The sequence below is a fragment of the Amycolatopsis sp. cg13 genome, assembly GCF_041346965.1.
In the GTDB taxonomy this organism is placed as follows: Bacteria; Actinomycetota; Actinomycetes; order Mycobacteriales; family Pseudonocardiaceae; genus Amycolatopsis.
Window position 1 is genome coordinate 9,260,300 of the sequence record NZ_CP166848.1, and the last position, 14,073, is coordinate 9,274,372.

The 14,073-nt window shown below is 70.4% G+C and carries 12 protein-coding genes; 6 read left to right on the forward strand and 6 right to left on the reverse strand.

The window, feature by feature from the left end; all coding sequences use genetic code 11:
* Window positions 1-154: 154 nt before the first annotated feature.
* Both AB5I40_RS43340 and AB5I40_RS43345 read right to left on the reverse strand, forming a co-directional pair.
* Window positions 155-973: an alpha/beta fold hydrolase gene (locus AB5I40_RS43340; RefSeq protein ID WP_370935985.1), complete on the reverse strand. Its 819-nt coding sequence runs from the start codon at window positions 971-973 to the stop codon at window positions 155-157.
* Window positions 974-983: 10 nt separating this feature from the next.
* The gene (locus AB5I40_RS43345) at window positions 984-2,066 is read right to left on the reverse strand and encodes a peptidase dimerization domain-containing protein (RefSeq protein WP_370935986.1); all 1,083 of its coding nucleotides are present in this window, start codon (window positions 2,064-2,066) and stop codon (window positions 984-986) included.
* A 72-nt stretch (window positions 2,067-2,138) separates the two neighbouring features.
* Here AB5I40_RS43345 and AB5I40_RS43350 point away from each other — a divergent pair, with 72 nt between their 5' ends.
* Window positions 2,139-3,062, forward strand: coding sequence for a hypothetical protein (locus AB5I40_RS43350; RefSeq protein ID WP_370935987.1), 924 nt, complete (start codon window positions 2,139-2,141; stop codon window positions 3,060-3,062).
* 7 nt (window positions 3,063-3,069) lie between these two features.
* Here the strand turns inward: AB5I40_RS43350 and AB5I40_RS43355 are convergent, their stop codons facing one another.
* Window positions 3,070-3,537: a MarR family winged helix-turn-helix transcriptional regulator gene (locus AB5I40_RS43355; RefSeq protein WP_370935988.1), complete on the reverse strand. Its 468-nt coding sequence runs from the start codon at window positions 3,535-3,537 to the stop codon at window positions 3,070-3,072.
* Window positions 3,538-3,670: 133 nt separating this feature from the next.
* Between AB5I40_RS43355 and AB5I40_RS43360 the strand changes: the two genes are divergently transcribed.
* The 5 genes from AB5I40_RS43360 (at window position 3,671) to AB5I40_RS43380 (ending at window position 9,306) form a co-directional block, all read left to right on the forward strand.
* A complete protein-coding gene (locus AB5I40_RS43360) occupies window positions 3,671-4,858 on the forward strand; it encodes an FAD-dependent monooxygenase (protein ID WP_370935989.1) in 1,188 nt (395 codons plus the stop codon).
* 86 nt (window positions 4,859-4,944) lie between these two features.
* The gene (locus tag AB5I40_RS43365; protein WP_370935990.1) at window positions 4,945-6,777 is read left to right on the forward strand and encodes an FUSC family protein; all 1,833 of its coding nucleotides are present in this window, start codon (window positions 4,945-4,947) and stop codon (window positions 6,775-6,777) included.
* Window positions 6,778-6,848: 71 nt separating this feature from the next.
* Entirely contained in the window at window positions 6,849-7,607 is a 759-nt protein-coding gene (locus AB5I40_RS43370) for an NPP1 family protein (RefSeq protein ID WP_370935991.1), read from the forward strand.
* A gap of 43 nt (window positions 7,608-7,650) precedes the next feature.
* Complete coding sequence (locus tag AB5I40_RS43375; RefSeq protein WP_370935992.1) at window positions 7,651-8,844, forward strand: CaiB/BaiF CoA transferase family protein; 1,194 nt, start codon at window positions 7,651-7,653, stop codon at window positions 8,842-8,844.
* Window positions 8,845-8,877: 33 nt separating this feature from the next.
* Window positions 8,878-9,306 (forward strand): MarR family winged helix-turn-helix transcriptional regulator, encoded by a 429-nt coding sequence (locus tag AB5I40_RS43380; RefSeq protein ID WP_370935993.1) that lies wholly within the window; start codon window positions 8,878-8,880, stop codon window positions 9,304-9,306.
* Window positions 9,307-9,345: 39 nt separating this feature from the next.
* Here AB5I40_RS43380 and AB5I40_RS43385 read toward each other — a convergent pair whose 3' ends face one another.
* The 3 genes from AB5I40_RS43385 to AB5I40_RS43395 form a co-directional block, all read right to left on the reverse strand.
* Window positions 9,346-10,272 (reverse strand): LysR family transcriptional regulator, encoded by a 927-nt coding sequence (locus tag AB5I40_RS43385; protein ID WP_370935994.1) that lies wholly within the window; start codon window positions 10,270-10,272, stop codon window positions 9,346-9,348.
* A 207-nt stretch (window positions 10,273-10,479) separates the two neighbouring features.
* A complete protein-coding gene (locus tag AB5I40_RS43390) occupies window positions 10,480-12,855 on the reverse strand; it encodes a CoA transferase (RefSeq protein WP_370935995.1) in 2,376 nt (791 codons plus the stop codon).
* 22 nt (window positions 12,856-12,877) lie between these two features.
* Window positions 12,878-14,071, reverse strand: a complete 1,194-nt coding sequence (locus AB5I40_RS43395; protein ID WP_370935996.1) for an acyl-CoA dehydrogenase family protein — start codon at window positions 14,069-14,071, stop codon at window positions 12,878-12,880.
* Window positions 14,072-14,073: the final 2 nt, after the last annotated feature.

The following is a 14,073-nucleotide window of genomic DNA, read 5'->3' on the forward strand; positions in this document are numbered from 1 at the left end:
GCACCGGAAGAACCGGTCATATGTGCATCAACCGGGCGTTTCGACCGCGCCAGTGTCCTTTGTGGACGGGCAACTGGCTGAAGCGACGCAGCTTAAGTTCCTGACATTGGGATTCAGAGTCCGTGGGGTTCCCTTCACGGACAGCTGGCGGCGGTCAGCGGTCGAGGAGGTTGCGCAGCCAGTCGAGCGCGGTCGGCAGCGCGTTCAGCACCGAGATGTGCCCGTCGCGCGGACGCAGCCACAGCTCGGCGTCCGGGAGATTCCGCACGAGCCATTCGCTGTGGCTGACCGGGACGATCTGATCCTCCCCGCCGTGCACCAGCAGCACCGGAACCCGCACGTCGGCAGCCGAAAATCCCCACGGCCTCACGTACGCGAGGTCGTCGTCGGCTTCGGCGGCCACGTCACCGGAAGCACCGGCGTCCTGACCCAGCGGGCCCCACGTGCCGCGCAGCGCGATCCAGTCCGCGTCGGTGAAGCTTGTCGGGTCGAATTCTTGCGTTTCTCCGTGCTGCAGCCGGGTTTCCCGGCCTTTGCGGGCGGCGCGCAACGAGCTGTCATCGACCATCCCGCCGTACCAGTCGTAGTCCTCGGAGTACGGCGCCAAACCGGCGAGCGACACCGCGGCCGTCACCCGATCCGGCAATCCCGCGGCGCAGGCCAGCGCGTGCGGACCGCCGCCGGACGCGCCCAGCACCGCGAAACGCGGCAGGTCCAGTGCCTCCGCCAGCTGTCGCACGTCCTCGGCAGCCGAGCCCACGGTTCGCCCGACGTGAGGGGTGGACCCGCCGTACCCAGGTCGGCCGTAGGAAACCACCCGAAAACGTCGCGCGGCGGCGGCCTCCACCACGGGCGACAGCAGGCGGCCGGACTGCGGAGTTCCGTGGTGCCACACCAGCGGAAAGCCGTCGCCCCCGCTGTCGTGCACTCGAAGATTCCGGCCGTCCGGCAGCGATAGGTCAGTCGTCCCCATGCCGGGAACTCTAGCCACTCCGGCGCGCGCGATCGGCGAAATTGTCCCAGGCCTGCCGCACCAGCGCGGGGTGTGCGAGAAGGTCCGACGCGGTCCGCGCCAGCGCCGACGCGGTCGCGAGCAGCACTGTCCGGGCTCGCGGCGAGCCGGTCGCCTCGGCGAACGCCCGGCTGCCGACCGCGCGCACCGGATCGTGGAGCGCGACCGACGGATGGATCGTCGGCATCCGCACGCTCAAGTCGCCCACCTCGGCCCGCCCGGGCACCGCCGCCGCACCTGAAGGGGACGCGTGGATCCCGCACGCCGCGAGATGCCGGGCGAAATGCCCGGACAGCACCGGATTGTCCTGGAACCGCGCGTGAATCGGGCCGAACCGTTCGACGTTCGCCTTGGTCCCAGTCGCCATCGCGGCGCCTTCAGCAGCAGCGGTCACCTCGGTGACCACCCGGCCGAGCGCCTCCGAATCCGGCGCGCGCAACCCGAAGCGGGCTTCGGCGAAATCGGGCACCACGTCGGTGGATTCCCCGCCGTGCGTCACGATTCCCTGCACCGTCGCACCCGCGGGAAGCCGGGCCCGCAGCGCGGCGATCGCGGTGAAGACCTGCACCAGCGAGGCGACCGCGTCGGTGCTGTCCTCGGGCGCTGGGCCGGAATTCCCGTGCACGGTCACCCGCAGTTCGGTCCGCGCGGCGAGCGGCGCGGCGGCCCAGGTGTGCACACCGGGCTGGAAAGTCAGCACCGCGTCGATCTCGTCGGCGGGGCGGTCGGTGACGACGACGGAACCGGATTGCAGCGTCCGCACGGTGGCGAGTGCCGCGCCGAGCACCGCCGCGGAGACGAGGTTGTGCCCGAATTCGCGAAGCCGGTCGGAAGGGAGCAGCAGGGCGACGCGCGGGCGTCCGGCGCCGTACGCGGCGGTGCGGCCGGTCACTTCGAAACCGGCGGCGGCGAGCGGCCCGAGGTCGGGCGCCTGGTCGTCGGCCGGTTCGCGGGACCAGGCCCAGAGCCGCTCGGCGAGCAGCTCGATCTCGTGGTCGGTCCGGTCGTGCCGGTCCTCGTCGGACTCCATGCCGCCCAGGTACCCAGCGGGCAAGGAATCGATCCCATTCGAAAGTGGGTAATTCGGCCGTGGGCGCGGCGGGGCCGGTGCGCGATGGTCACTGGCATGACAGCGGGAACCTACCGGGTGCTGCCGGCCGAGGTGTCGGCGATCGTGAAGAACGTGGAAGGCCTCGGCTCAGCGGCGTTCTCGGCCGTGCGCGACCTCGAGACGCTCGTGATCGACGCTTTGTCGTTCGCGGGCATCGGCAGCGGGGTCGCCGCGGCGAACACCTTGCTGCAGTCGAAACTCGTCTCGTCGCTCGGCGACTTCGTGAAGCTGATCGAACAGGTCAACGGCAAAGTCCAGCACGCGGCGCAGAACTACGCCGACGCCGACACCGCGGTGGCACAGGGCTACGGCGGCGGAACAGGTGGGGGAGGAGCCGGGGCGGCCGGCGGCGGCGGTGCGGCTGCTGGGGGTGCCGCACCGCAGCAGCTGGACGAGCGGGTCGTCGATTCGATCATGCGGTCCGAGGGCGCGACCGGCGAACAGGGCGGAGTGCCGGAGGCGTACGGCTTCCGGCGGAACATGCACAACGGCTACGACCAGATCATGGCCGCCCGCCAGCAGTACGGCATCGGCAGCGCCGAGGAGCACGCCGTGGTCGCGCAGCTGATGACCGCGAACGCGCGCCACGCCGGGGCGCTGGAGTTCTCCGACGCGGGCACGCAGGCCGCGATCATGTCCGGCGCGCACATGCGCGGCGCGGGCGGCGTCCGGGCGATCCTGAACCACATGGGCGGCGCGGACATCGTGCAGAGCGCGCGCACCCTCGATCCGGCCGCGGTGCAGCAGCTGCGCGGCCTGTCGCCGCAGGAATTCCAGCAGCAGTTCCACGACGCCCGGATCGAGTACGACCGCGAGATCTACGGCGACACGACCACCCGCCAGAACGGGCACACGCAGAACTGGTGGGACCGCTACGGAAACGGCCTGACCCAGCGCTACGACCGCGAGCAGCAGGAGTTCCTGCGGCTGTCGCGGTAAAACCGCTTCAGTCCAAATCGGACAACCGGGCCGTCAGGTCCTCGACCAGCCGGGTCACCAGCCGGTCGAGGAGCTGGCGGTCTTCCGCTGTCCAGTCGCTCATCGCGCCGGCGAACCAGTCTTCGATGACGCCGATGTAGCGTTCGGCCGCGGCTTTTCCTTCCGCGGTCAGCTCGATCAGCCGGGCCCGCTGGTCGTCCGGGTCGGCCACGCGCCGCACCAGCCCGCGGCTTTCCAGCCCCTGCACCTGCCGCGTCACGTGCGGCCCGACGACGTTCATCCGGTTCGCGATCTCGCCGACCCGCAGCGGCGCGTCCTCGATGTGCAGGATGCCGAGCACGGTCATCGCCGGCCGTTCCAGCGGCAGCCCGGTGGCCTCGACCGCGCGCTCGAACAGCTTGCCCCGGCGCAGCGACCCGCTCAGCTCGTTCAGCCGGGGCAGCAGGTCCCGGAGCAGGGAAGGGACGGCGGACATCGCGGGCTCCTTGATTAGATACCTAAGTTAGGTATACAGTTGGCTCACCGGGATCGCGCGAGGCGGTTCCGGCCGGTCTCGAAAATGATACCTAAGGTAGGCATCTACCGCCTGCCGGGGAAAGGGGAGAACCATGAGCAGGAGTGTGCTGATCTCGGGGGCGAGCATCGCGGGCCCGGCGCTGGCGTACTGGCTGAACCGGTACGGCTTCGCGGTCACCGTGGTGGAGAAGGCGGCGGCGGTGCGCGGCGGCGGATACCCGATCGACATGCGGGGCCCGGCGGTCGAGGTGCTGCGGCGGATGGGGCTGGAGGAGCGGGTGCGGGCGCGGCACGTCGACACCCGGCGGCTGACGTTCCTCGACGGGGACGGCGGCGTCCTGAACAGTGTCGCACCGACCGTGATCACCGGGGACGAGTCCGGGTACGACATCGAACTGGCGCGCGGCGACCTCACCAGCGCGCTCTACGACGCGGTCCGCGCCGACGTCGAGTTCCGCTTCTCGGAGTCGATCGCGACGCTGGACGACCGCGGCGACGGGGTCGACGTGACCTTCTCCAGCGGCCGGAGCCAGTCGTTCGACCTGGTCATCGGTGCGGACGGACTGCACTCGAAGACGCGTTCGCTGGCCCTCGGGCCGGAGGAGGAGTTCCACCGCTACCTCGGCTACTGCTTCGCCGGATTCACCATGCCGAACTATCTCGGTCTGTCGCACGAGGGCATGTCCTGGGCGGTCGCGGGCCGGTCGGCGTCGCTCTACGCCGCGGGCAACAGCGACCGGGACCAGGTGCACGGGTTCCTCGTGTTCACCCACGCCGACGCCCCCTTCTATGCGTTCGCCGACCCGGCCGCGCAGCGCGACCTGGTCGCGAGCCGCTTCGAGGGCTGCGGCTGGGAGGTGCCGCGGATGGTCGAGGCGATGCGCTCGGCGGACGATCTGTTCTTCGACGTGGTCAGCCAGATTCACATGCCGGTCTGGTCGAAGGGCCGCGTCGCGCTGGCCGGGGACGCCGCGCACGCGACGTCGTTCCTGTCCGGGCAGGGGTCGAGCCTCGCGATGATCGGCGCGTACCTGCTGGCGTACGAGCTGGCGGACGCTCCGCACGACGTCGCGTTCGCGGCGTACGAGAAGCGGTCGCGGGCGTTCGTGGAGGCCAACCAGGCGCTGGCGACGGGCGGGTCGGCGCTGATGTCGCCGCGGACCGAGGCCGAGGTCGCGGCGCGGAGCTCGGCGTTGCTGGCGTTGGACGGGCTGCCGGGGTCGGAGCACAGCGAGGTGCACAACTTGCTGACGCTGCCGCCGGAGCGCGCGACCGTCTGACCTGCTGCTGGCGAGTCGCTGCCCGGCGCCCGGACGCGGCGTGCGAGGCTACCCGGCGGCATTGCGCGGTGACGGAACGAGGCGGAATGAACGCGATTGCGCGCGGCGGCGGGATGCTCGCGGCGATTCTGGTGGTCGTCGGCGGCACGGCCGGGCTCGGGGTGGCGCTCGGGCTCGGCGGGACGGCGATGCTGGCCGGGCTGACCGCGTTGTTCTGCTTCATCGCCGCCACCGGCGGGCCGCTGCGGCCGGACCTGTGGCTGCTCGCGGCGTTCGCTCCCGCGGTCGTGCTCGGCGGGGCCGGGCCGCGGTTGCTGGGCGAGGTTTCGCCGGTCGCCTCGATCGCGCTGCTCGTGCTGGTGGTGTTCGCCGCGGCCGTCGTGCCCGCGCTCGGGCTGCGGTATGTGACGGTCGGGCTCGGACTCGGCATGGCTTCGGTGTTCGGCTACGGCTTCCAGTTGAGCGGTGCGGCCAGCCCGGTGCAGATCATCAGTGCGCCGGCGCTGGCCGTCGGAGTCGTCTTCGTGCTGCGGCTTTTGATGGGCCTGCGTGACCCCGGCAAACCGACCCGCACCGCACTGGCCGACGCCCTCGCCGGACCAGACCGCGCGAGCGCGGAGCGGGCCGTGCGGTTGTGGGTGACCGACCGTCCGCGAGCGTGGCAGGCGCGAGTTCTCGCCGGCGGCGCGCGGTATCACGGCACGGCCGCGTTGTTGCGGGACCGGCTGCGCGCGTTCGACGAGGAGCAGGCAGCGGCCGTTTCCCGCGTGCTCGACGCCGCCGACGAACAGGTCGCGGCCCTCGCGGAAGCAGTGCGGGCCAAGACAGTTTCGGATCCGCCGGAGATCGAACGGCTCGACCCGGATGTCGCGCTGCCCGGGGACACCAGCGCGCTGCTCGACGAAGCCTGGGCCGGACTGTTCGCGATCCGGGAAGCGGTGCTGAATCGCGACGAGTCCATTGTGGACTTCCCGCGACACCTCGTCCGCGAGGCCTTGCGACGCGAGGCGACCGGGGTGTTCTCGTGGCGGTCCGCGCAATTGCGGCACGCCGTCCGGTGTGCGCTGGGAATGCTGGTCGCGGCAGTGATCGCGACGTTCCGACCCGGCGACCCGCTCACGGTGTCTTTCCTGATGACCACCTTCGCACTCATGCAGCCGGAATGGCGGGACACGCTGGCGAAGGCGTGGCAGCGCGCCGCCGGTGCCGTGGCCGGAGCCGTGGTCCTGGCGGTCGCTTTGTGGTTGTTGCCGCCGGGTGCGTTGCTGCCGCTGGGAATTGTCGCGCTGCTCGTCGGCTTCCCGTTCATGCAGGTCAAACCCATGGTGTTCAACGGCTGCATGGTGCTGATGAGCGTCGGAATGAACGCCACGACGCGACATCTGGACGCGGTCTCGGTGCTCGTGGAGTACCTGCTGCTGGTGGCGTTGGCGGTGGTGATCGGACTGCTGTTCGGCTTCGCCGCGGTGCCAGGCGTCCCGAAACCTTCAGTGGCACAACGATTTTCTGACGCTCTCTCCGAGACTGGCGAACTGCTCGCGTCCGTGGCGGAACGGCTGCGCGGCGGAGGCGGCCGACGTGAGGTCGGATTGCGGTTCCGCGCCGCCGCCCGAACGCACCAGGACCTGCTGAGTCCTGAACCCGGCAGCCGGGAGCCTTCGCCGGAGCAACGAGAAGCCCTGGAGGACGCCGGGCAGGGTCTACGCGGGCTCGCCGCGTCGGCAGGCGCGCTGCTGCAGCGAGACGAACAGTCGCCGACGATGGCGTCCTTCGCCTCGGCGGCTGCGGACGCGTTGGCGGGCAGTGGCGAGTTGCCGCCGCGTCCGGCCGACGTGGACGAGGAGGAACGGCTGCTGGCCGACCTCGTACGGGCTGACCTGCTCCGCGTGCATCGGGGCGCGGAGGTCCTCGCGAACTGAAGGCCGTGCGGCCACCGAATGCTTCCCTTGCGTACCTTCACCTTCTGTGCTCGCGGTGTCACCATCCGAACATGAGGAAACTCCCGATCGTGACGGTGACGGTGGCCATGGCACTGCTGTTCCCGGTATCCGCGGCGTACGCCGATCCGCCGCACAACCTGCCGCAGAACGCCAACGGGTACGAGCAATCCTTCTCGCCCGCATACGACTACGACGGCGACGGCTGCTACGCCACCCCCGCGATCGGCCCCGACGGCACGCTGGCGCCCGGCCTCAAAACCACCGGCGCGGTCAACGGCAACTGCCACGACAAGTCCGATCTGGACAACTCCCAGACCTACTCGCGCTCGACCTGCAACCACGGCTGGTGCGCGGTCGTCTACGCGAGCTACTTCGAAAAAGACCAGGCCGTAGACGGCAGCGGCCTGGGCGGGCACCGGCACGACTGGGAACACGTGATCTCGTGGATCGACCAGTCGGCGAACCAGGTCGAGTACGTGACGACCACGCAGCATTCCTCGCAGGTGACCTACCCCCGGTCGAAGGTGAGCTTCGACGGCGCCCACCCGAAGGCGGTCTATCACAAGGACGGCCCCGGCACGCACTTCTTCCGCCTGGCCGACGCCCACGACGAACCGCCGGAAAACCACTACCACGACTGGCGCTATCCGCCCTTGGTCGGCTGGGACGGCTGGCCGACGACCGCCCTGCGCGACCGTCTCATGGGCGCCGACTTCGGTGCCGCGACGATCAAGATCAGCGAAGGCCGGTACCAGGACCTGCTGGAAAAGTCGAAGCCCGCCGGCATTCCCTTCGACCCGCGCGGCTGACTTCCCGCAGCGTTCCGCCGAAAACCGGGTAATAGTAATCGGCATGCACTCGGACCCCGCGCTCCCGCTGGACGGATTCACCGTCGTCTCCATCGAACAAGCAGTAGCCGCCCCGCTGGCCACCCGCACCCTGGCCGACCTGGGCGCCCGGGTCATCAAGGTGGAACGCGCGGACGGCGGAGACTTCGCCCGGGAATACGACCACGTGGTCCACGGCACCGGCGCCCACTTCGTCTGGCTCAACCGAGGCAAAGAATCCCTGGCCGTAGACCTGAAAACCAGCGAAGGCCGCGACGCGGTACACCGCTTGATCGCCCAGTCGGACGTCTTCATCCAAAACCTGGCCCCAGGCGCGGCGGCCCGCCTGGGCTTCAACGCAGCAGACCTCCGGGCCAGCCAGCCAGAACTCGTCACCGTAGACCTCTCCGGCTACGGAACCGGCGGCCCAAGGGAACAACGCAAGGCCTATGACATGCTCGTCCAAGCCGAAGCGGGCCTGATCGGCATCACCGGCACCCCGGAAACCCCGGTCAAAACCGGCATCCCCACCTCGGACATAGCCTCCGGAATGTACTGCGCGCAAGCAGTCCTGGCCGCCCTCCTGCGCCGAGTCCGAACCGGCCAAGGCGCGACGGTGGAGGTGACGATGCTCGAAGCGACCGTCGAATGGATGGGCTACGCGATGTACAGCCAGATGTACTCCGGCCGCCAGCCCGCGCGGATGGGCCTGAGCCACGCCTCCATCGCCCCCTACGACGCGTACCCGACGAAAGACGGTCAGATGCTGATCGGCGTCCAGAACGACAGCGGCTGGCGAACCCTGGTCACCGCGGTCCTCGAAGCCCCGCAACTAGCCGAAGACCCCCGATTCACCACCAACGTCCTGCGCGTGAAACACCGCGCGGAATGCGACGCGGCAGTAGCCGCCGAAACCGCCCGATGGTCCACAGTGGACCTGGACGACCGGCTGGCCAAGGCTGGAATCCCTGCCGCACAAGTAAAACAGGTCGCCGACGTTGTAGCAGACCCGCAGCTGCGCGCCCGCGACCGCTGGCGGACGATCGGCACCGAACACGCCACGGTCGACGCGCTGCTGCCGCCGGTGACGTTCGCGGACGTCGAGGCGCGGATGGGCGACGTCCCGGCGTTCGGCGCGCATACCCGTGCGCTGCTTGAAGAAGCCGGGCTGGACGCGGACGATCTGCTGAACCGGGGGATCGCCGCCGAGTCGCGTTGACAGTTGTATGGTGCATCTCTAGCATGCGGGGACATGCCGGGAGAAGACCGCGACGGCGATGCCCTGGACGCTATCCACCGCGCGATGATCCTGTTTTCCCGCGGGTCCCGGGTGCGCTCGAACGAACTGTACGAGGGACTCGGGTTCGTGCAGTACACGATGCTGTCCTCGATCGACCTCGCGGACTGCGCGCACGCCGCGGATCTCGCTCAGGAGTACGGGCTCGATCCCTCGACCGTCAGCAGGCAGCTGGCGGAACTGGAGACCGCCGGGCTGCTGGTGCGCGGTCCGGATCCGCGGCATTCGCGCAGGCAGCGGCTCGAGCTGACCGAGGACGGGCATCGCGCGCTGGCGATTACCCGTGCGGCGCAACGGGAACGGCTCGAGGAGCGGTTGCGGGACTGGCCGCGCCGCGACGTGGCCGAGTTCGGGCGGTTGCTGACCAGGTTCGTCGAGTCCTAGCCGTCCACAGTGGACTCCCGGTGACCCGCGGGAGCTTGGTCAGCCGCGGCGGATCGGGCCCAGCTTCGCGGAAAGGTCCTCGGCGAGATCGGCCGGACGGGGCGGTCCGGCGGCGCGGTCGGCGGCCCAGGCGAGCGCGAGCCGGCTCGGTTCCCAGCCGTCCTCGTCGATCCGGACCAGCTGGAACTCCGGCGGCGAGAACATCCGGCCGATGAACGACGCCGGCGCGTAGGACACGAGCGCGACCAGCCGCCGGTTGAACACCTGCGCGGCCATTTCGAGTTCGCCGCCGCGCCCGCTGACCGCGCGGACGATGTTCCGGACGCCGCGTTTCGCGAGCCGCCGGGTCAGCGCGGCGAGGATGACCGGATTCGGCCGGGCGAAGTCGATGACCACCTCGCGGTCGCGCAGTTCCTCGATGTGGACGAGGTCGCGGCAGGCGAGCGGATCGTCCGCGCGGACCGCGATCGCGCCCTGGTACTCGGCGACAGTGCGGGCGCGCAGCCGCTGGTCCTCGACGGCCAGATGGATCAGCCCGAGTTCCAGATGCCCGGACACGAGCTTCGCGGTGACCTCGGCCGCGGACCCGGCCACCTCGAACGTCGCCGGGGAAGCCAGCCCGCTGACCGCGGTTTCGAGGTCTTCGAGCAGATCCGACGGCGCGTACGCGGTGGCCCCGACCCGGATCGGCGTGCCGTCTTCGAGGACTCCCGCCGCGATGTCCTTCAGCCCGTCGACCTGCCGCAGGATCGCCCGCGCCGGGCCGAGGAGCGCTTCGCCGAGCGGGGTGAGGCGGACCTCGTGGTAGTGCCGTTCGAAGAGCGGGCCGCCGAGTTCGCGCTCAAGCAGCTTGATCTGCTTGCTGAGCGGCGGAGGAGTGATCCGCAGCCGGTCCGCCGCGCGCTTGAAATGGAGCTCGTCGGCGACCGCGACGAAGTATTTGAGCCGGGTGAAGTCGATCTCCATCGTCCAATGTCCAGCGGGGCGGGGTTTTCGGCGATCATACGGCGGGGGAGGGGAGTCCGGCCGGTTGTCGGTGCGGGCTGGGATCGGGGACGGCCGGGGCGAGCTGTGCGTTCGGTGTCGCGGGAATCCAGCGGGCGATCAGACGTCACGCTGCGCGAGCGCCCGCCCATCACCACCGGAATCCAGCGCGACAAGACCGCCGAACTGTCACCCCGCGCGCGCAGCCCGCCCGCCGCTCTCCTCCGGTGCCTCCAACACCCCCCGAGCCACCAGCCCAGCCGTCTCCGCGACTCGCAGCCCCAACAGTTCCGCCGCGATCTCGAACGTCTGCTCGCCCAGCAACGGCGCTTGCCCCACTGGCGGGTCGGCGACGTGCGCGGCATGGATCTGCACGTTCTCCAGCACGTACGGCTCCTCCGCGTACGGATGCAGCTCCTCCCGAAACGCGCGCCGCTCCCGATACTGCGCCCATTCCGGCAGATCAGCGGCCCGCAGCATCGCCCCGGCCGGAACACCAGCAGCCTGCAGCAGATCCATTGCCGCGAACGGGGACTGCCGCTCCGTCCACTTGGTCACCGCCGCGTCGATCCGGGCGCGGGAAGCAGCCCGCCCGGACCGGGTGGCCAAAACAGGGTCGGCGGCCAGGTCGGGACGGTCCAGCACCGAGCACAACGCACCCCAATCCGCGTCGCCGCGGACGGTGACGGCCAGCCAGTCGTCGTCGCCGGCGGTCGGGAAGACGCCCCATGGCGCGTCGTGCGCGGGGCCGTCCCAACGGTGTCCTCGGCGGGCCAGGTCTTCGGCGGCGATCCGGTCCGCGAAGTGGCTCAGCATCACCTCGGACTGCGCGACGCTCACCGCCCCGCCCTGGGCACTGCGTTCGCGGCGGACGAGCAGCGCCAACGCGGCCAGCGCGCCGATCCGGGCGCACACGTGGTCGGGATAGACCGTGACGGCGTCACTGAACGTGCCCGGCTCACCCGGGTAGATCCACTCGCTGGTGAGTCCGGTCGCGGCGCGCACCAGCGGGCCGTAGCCGAGCCGCCTCGCCCACGGGCCGGTCGGGCCGAACGCGGAGCTGTCCACCACGACGATGCCGGGGTTGACCTCGGACAACGTGGCCCGGTCGAGGCCGAGCGAGGCGATGACGCCGGGTTTGAAGTTGGTCAGCACGACGTCCGACTGCGCGACCAGCCGCCGCACCAGCGCCTGGCCTTCGGGATCCCGCAGGTTGACGCCGATGGCGCGTTTGTTGCGGTGCCCGGCGGCGAATCCGTGCGACATCAGGCCCGGCAGCGCGGCGCGGGAACCGTCCGGAAACGCGGAGTTCTCGATCTTGATGACGTCCGCGCCGAGATCGCCGAAGAGTCGTCCGGTGTCGCCGCCGACCACGATCACGCCGAGGTCCAGGACCCGGATTCCTTCCAGCGGACGGCCTTCACCGCGACGGGCGCGAGCGGCCAGGATCGGCGCGGCGGTGACTCGCGTGCGGGTAGCCGGACCGGCGACGGCGCGGTGTCCGTCGATTTCGGTGATCCCGGCCGGGACTGGCGCGACCAGGCCGGGCGACAGTTCGGTGTCGCGGAAGAAGCCGCGGGCGGTGAGCTGGTCGGTGTGCAGGGCTTCGGCGAGGGTGAGCACCGCGGCGGTCGGCACGCCGTGACGCTGGCCCTCGCATTCCAGCTCGGAGCGCGTGCGGTCGCCGAAAAACCGGCCGATCGCGGGCAGCAGGTCCGGTGCCGCGTAACGTTCGCGCACCTGGTCGTACTTCGGGTCGGCGAATTCGGCCGGACTGCCCATCCATTCGAACATCCCGCGCCACTGCCGTCGCGACAGCAGGCAGATCCGGATGTACCCGTCCTGGCAAGGGAAAATCGGGTACCGGTGGCGTTCTTCGGTGCGTCCGCGCGGAAGGTCGCTCAACGGCACTCCGGCGGCGGCGCTGCCGACCATGCCGAACGCCGGGTCCAGCGCCTGCGTCGCTCCGTCGAGGACGGAGAAGTCGATGCGGTCGCCGCGCCCGGTGCGCAGCCGGTCGAGGTACAGGCTCACCGCCTGGAACGCGGCTTGCGCGGCGGCGACGTGGTACGGCAGTTCGCCGGGCGGCAGCAGTGGCGCGCGGCCGGGGATGCCAGACCGGGAGAGTTCGCCGGTCAGCGCGTGGAACACCGGGGTGGTGGCCTGCCAGTGCCGCCGGGTCGTAGCGCGGCCGAAGTCGCTGATCGACAGGATGACCAGCCCGGGATGCCGGGTGCGCAGGCCGGAGACGTCGAGGAGTTCCTCGGCGGGCGAACCCGGCGGGGTGGTCTCGATCAGCAGGTCTGCGTCGGCGAGCAGCTGTTCCCAGCCGTGCGAGCCGGGTTCGGCGGTGGCGTGGGCGAAGCCGTGCCGGTCGATGGCGGTGCCGAGCGCGACGCCGTCGACGACCGGGCCGGTGGTGCGTTCGCCGGTGACGCCGGGCAGGACGACCCGGGTGACGCGCGCGCCGAGATCGGCCAGCAGCCGTCCGGTCGCGGTCATCGGGCCGGAGGACAGATCGAGCACGCGGACCCCGGAGAGCGGCGGGTCGTAGGCGTCGGACAAGGAAACCAGCCTCCTCGATGGCTCAGCTGCGGCGGACGGCGCGGAAGGGCAGGTCGCGGTCGATCTCGGGTTCCTTCGGCAGGCCGAGGACGCGTTCGGCGATGATCGTGCGCTGGATCTGGTCGGTGCCGCCGCCGATGGAGGTGAAGAACGCGTTGAGCGCCAGGAAGTTCACGTCGTCGGCGACCGGGTTGTCGTCCCCGGCGAGCAGCGTTTCCGGACCGGCGATGTCGGTGCGCAGGCGGCCTTCGGCGTGCAGGATCCCGGACATCGCGAGCTTTCCCAGCGACATCACCGAACTGGACGTGCCCTGTTCGGCGGCGGCCTTCGCGCGGGCGTTGTTCAGCGCGTTCAGTTCGCGCAACGCGAGCACGGTGGCCAGGTTGTCGCGGATGACCGGGTCGGCGAGGCGGCCGCGTTCCCGGGCCAGTTCGACCAGGTCGTCGGCGATCGATCCGTGCCGCGACGCCCGCGCGCCGTCGCCCATGATGGAGCGTTCGTACGCCAGCGCGGTCTGCAGCACGCGCCAGCCTTTGCCCTCGTCGCCGACCAGGTAGTCCGCCGGGATCTCGACGTCGGTCAGGAAAACCTCGTTGAAGTGCGCTTCTCCGGTGATCTGCACCAGCGGCCGGATGTCGACGCCGGGCTGGTGCATCGGCACGACGAAGTAGCTGAGGCCCTTGTGCTTCGGGACATCCCAGTCGGTGCGGGCGATCAGCAGCGCGTAGTCCGCGGTTTTCGCGCCGGACGTCCAGACTTTCTGGCCGTTGACGATCCAGCGGTCGCCGTCGCGGACCGCGGTGGTGCGGACTCCGGCGAGGTCGGAACCGGCACCGGGTTCGCTGTAGAACAGGCAGGTCCGGGAGCGTTCGGTGAGAACGTCGTGCAGCAGGTCGTTCTTGAGTTTTTCGGTGCCGAACGCGAGGACTGTGTTGGCGGGGATGCTGTATTTGTCCTGTCGCGCACCAGGTGCGTTTGCGGCGTCGAACTCGGCGGCGATTACGTCGGCCAGCTCAGCCGGGTACGCGCGGCCGGACCATTCGACCGGCCAGGTCGGCACAGCGTATCCGGCGGCGACGACTTTTTCCAGCCACGCAATGCGTTCCGGCGTGGTGCTCCAGCGATCCTCGGCCGGGGCGAGCCCGGTCCATTCCGCGGCGAGCCACGCGCGGACTTCTTCACGGAGCTGATCCGCGGTGGGCAGGGTGGTGGTCATGA

What these genes read in the sequence shown, in the direction of transcription:
- AB5I40_RS43350 (WP_370935987.1), top strand. Translation starts at nt 2,139, where the DNA reads ATGACAGCGGGAACCTACCGGGTGCTGCCGGCCGAGGTGTCGGCGATC.
- AB5I40_RS43380 (WP_370935993.1), top strand. Translation starts at nt 8,878, where the DNA reads ATGCCGGGAGAAGACCGCGACGGCGATGCCCTGGACGCTATCCACCGC.
- AB5I40_RS43370 (WP_370935991.1), top strand. Translation starts at nt 6,849, where the DNA reads ATGAGGAAACTCCCGATCGTGACGGTGACGGTGGCCATGGCACTGCTG.
- AB5I40_RS43340 (WP_370935985.1), bottom strand. Translation starts at nt 973, where the DNA reads ATGGGGACGACTGACCTATCGCTGCCGGACGGCCGGAATCTTCGAGTG.
- AB5I40_RS43385 (WP_370935994.1), bottom strand. Translation starts at nt 10,272, where the DNA reads ATGGAGATCGACTTCACCCGGCTCAAATACTTCGTCGCGGTCGCCGAC.
- AB5I40_RS43355 (WP_370935988.1), bottom strand. Translation starts at nt 3,537, where the DNA reads ATGTCCGCCGTCCCTTCCCTGCTCCGGGACCTGCTGCCCCGGCTGAAC.
- AB5I40_RS43360 (WP_370935989.1), top strand. Translation starts at nt 3,671, where the DNA reads ATGAGCAGGAGTGTGCTGATCTCGGGGGCGAGCATCGCGGGCCCGGCG.
- AB5I40_RS43375 (WP_370935992.1), top strand. Translation starts at nt 7,651, where the DNA reads ATGCACTCGGACCCCGCGCTCCCGCTGGACGGATTCACCGTCGTCTCC.
- AB5I40_RS43365 (WP_370935990.1), top strand. Translation starts at nt 4,945, where the DNA reads ATGAACGCGATTGCGCGCGGCGGCGGGATGCTCGCGGCGATTCTGGTG.
- AB5I40_RS43395 (WP_370935996.1), bottom strand. Translation starts at nt 14,071, where the DNA reads ATGACCACCACCCTGCCCACCGCGGATCAGCTCCGTGAAGAAGTCCGC.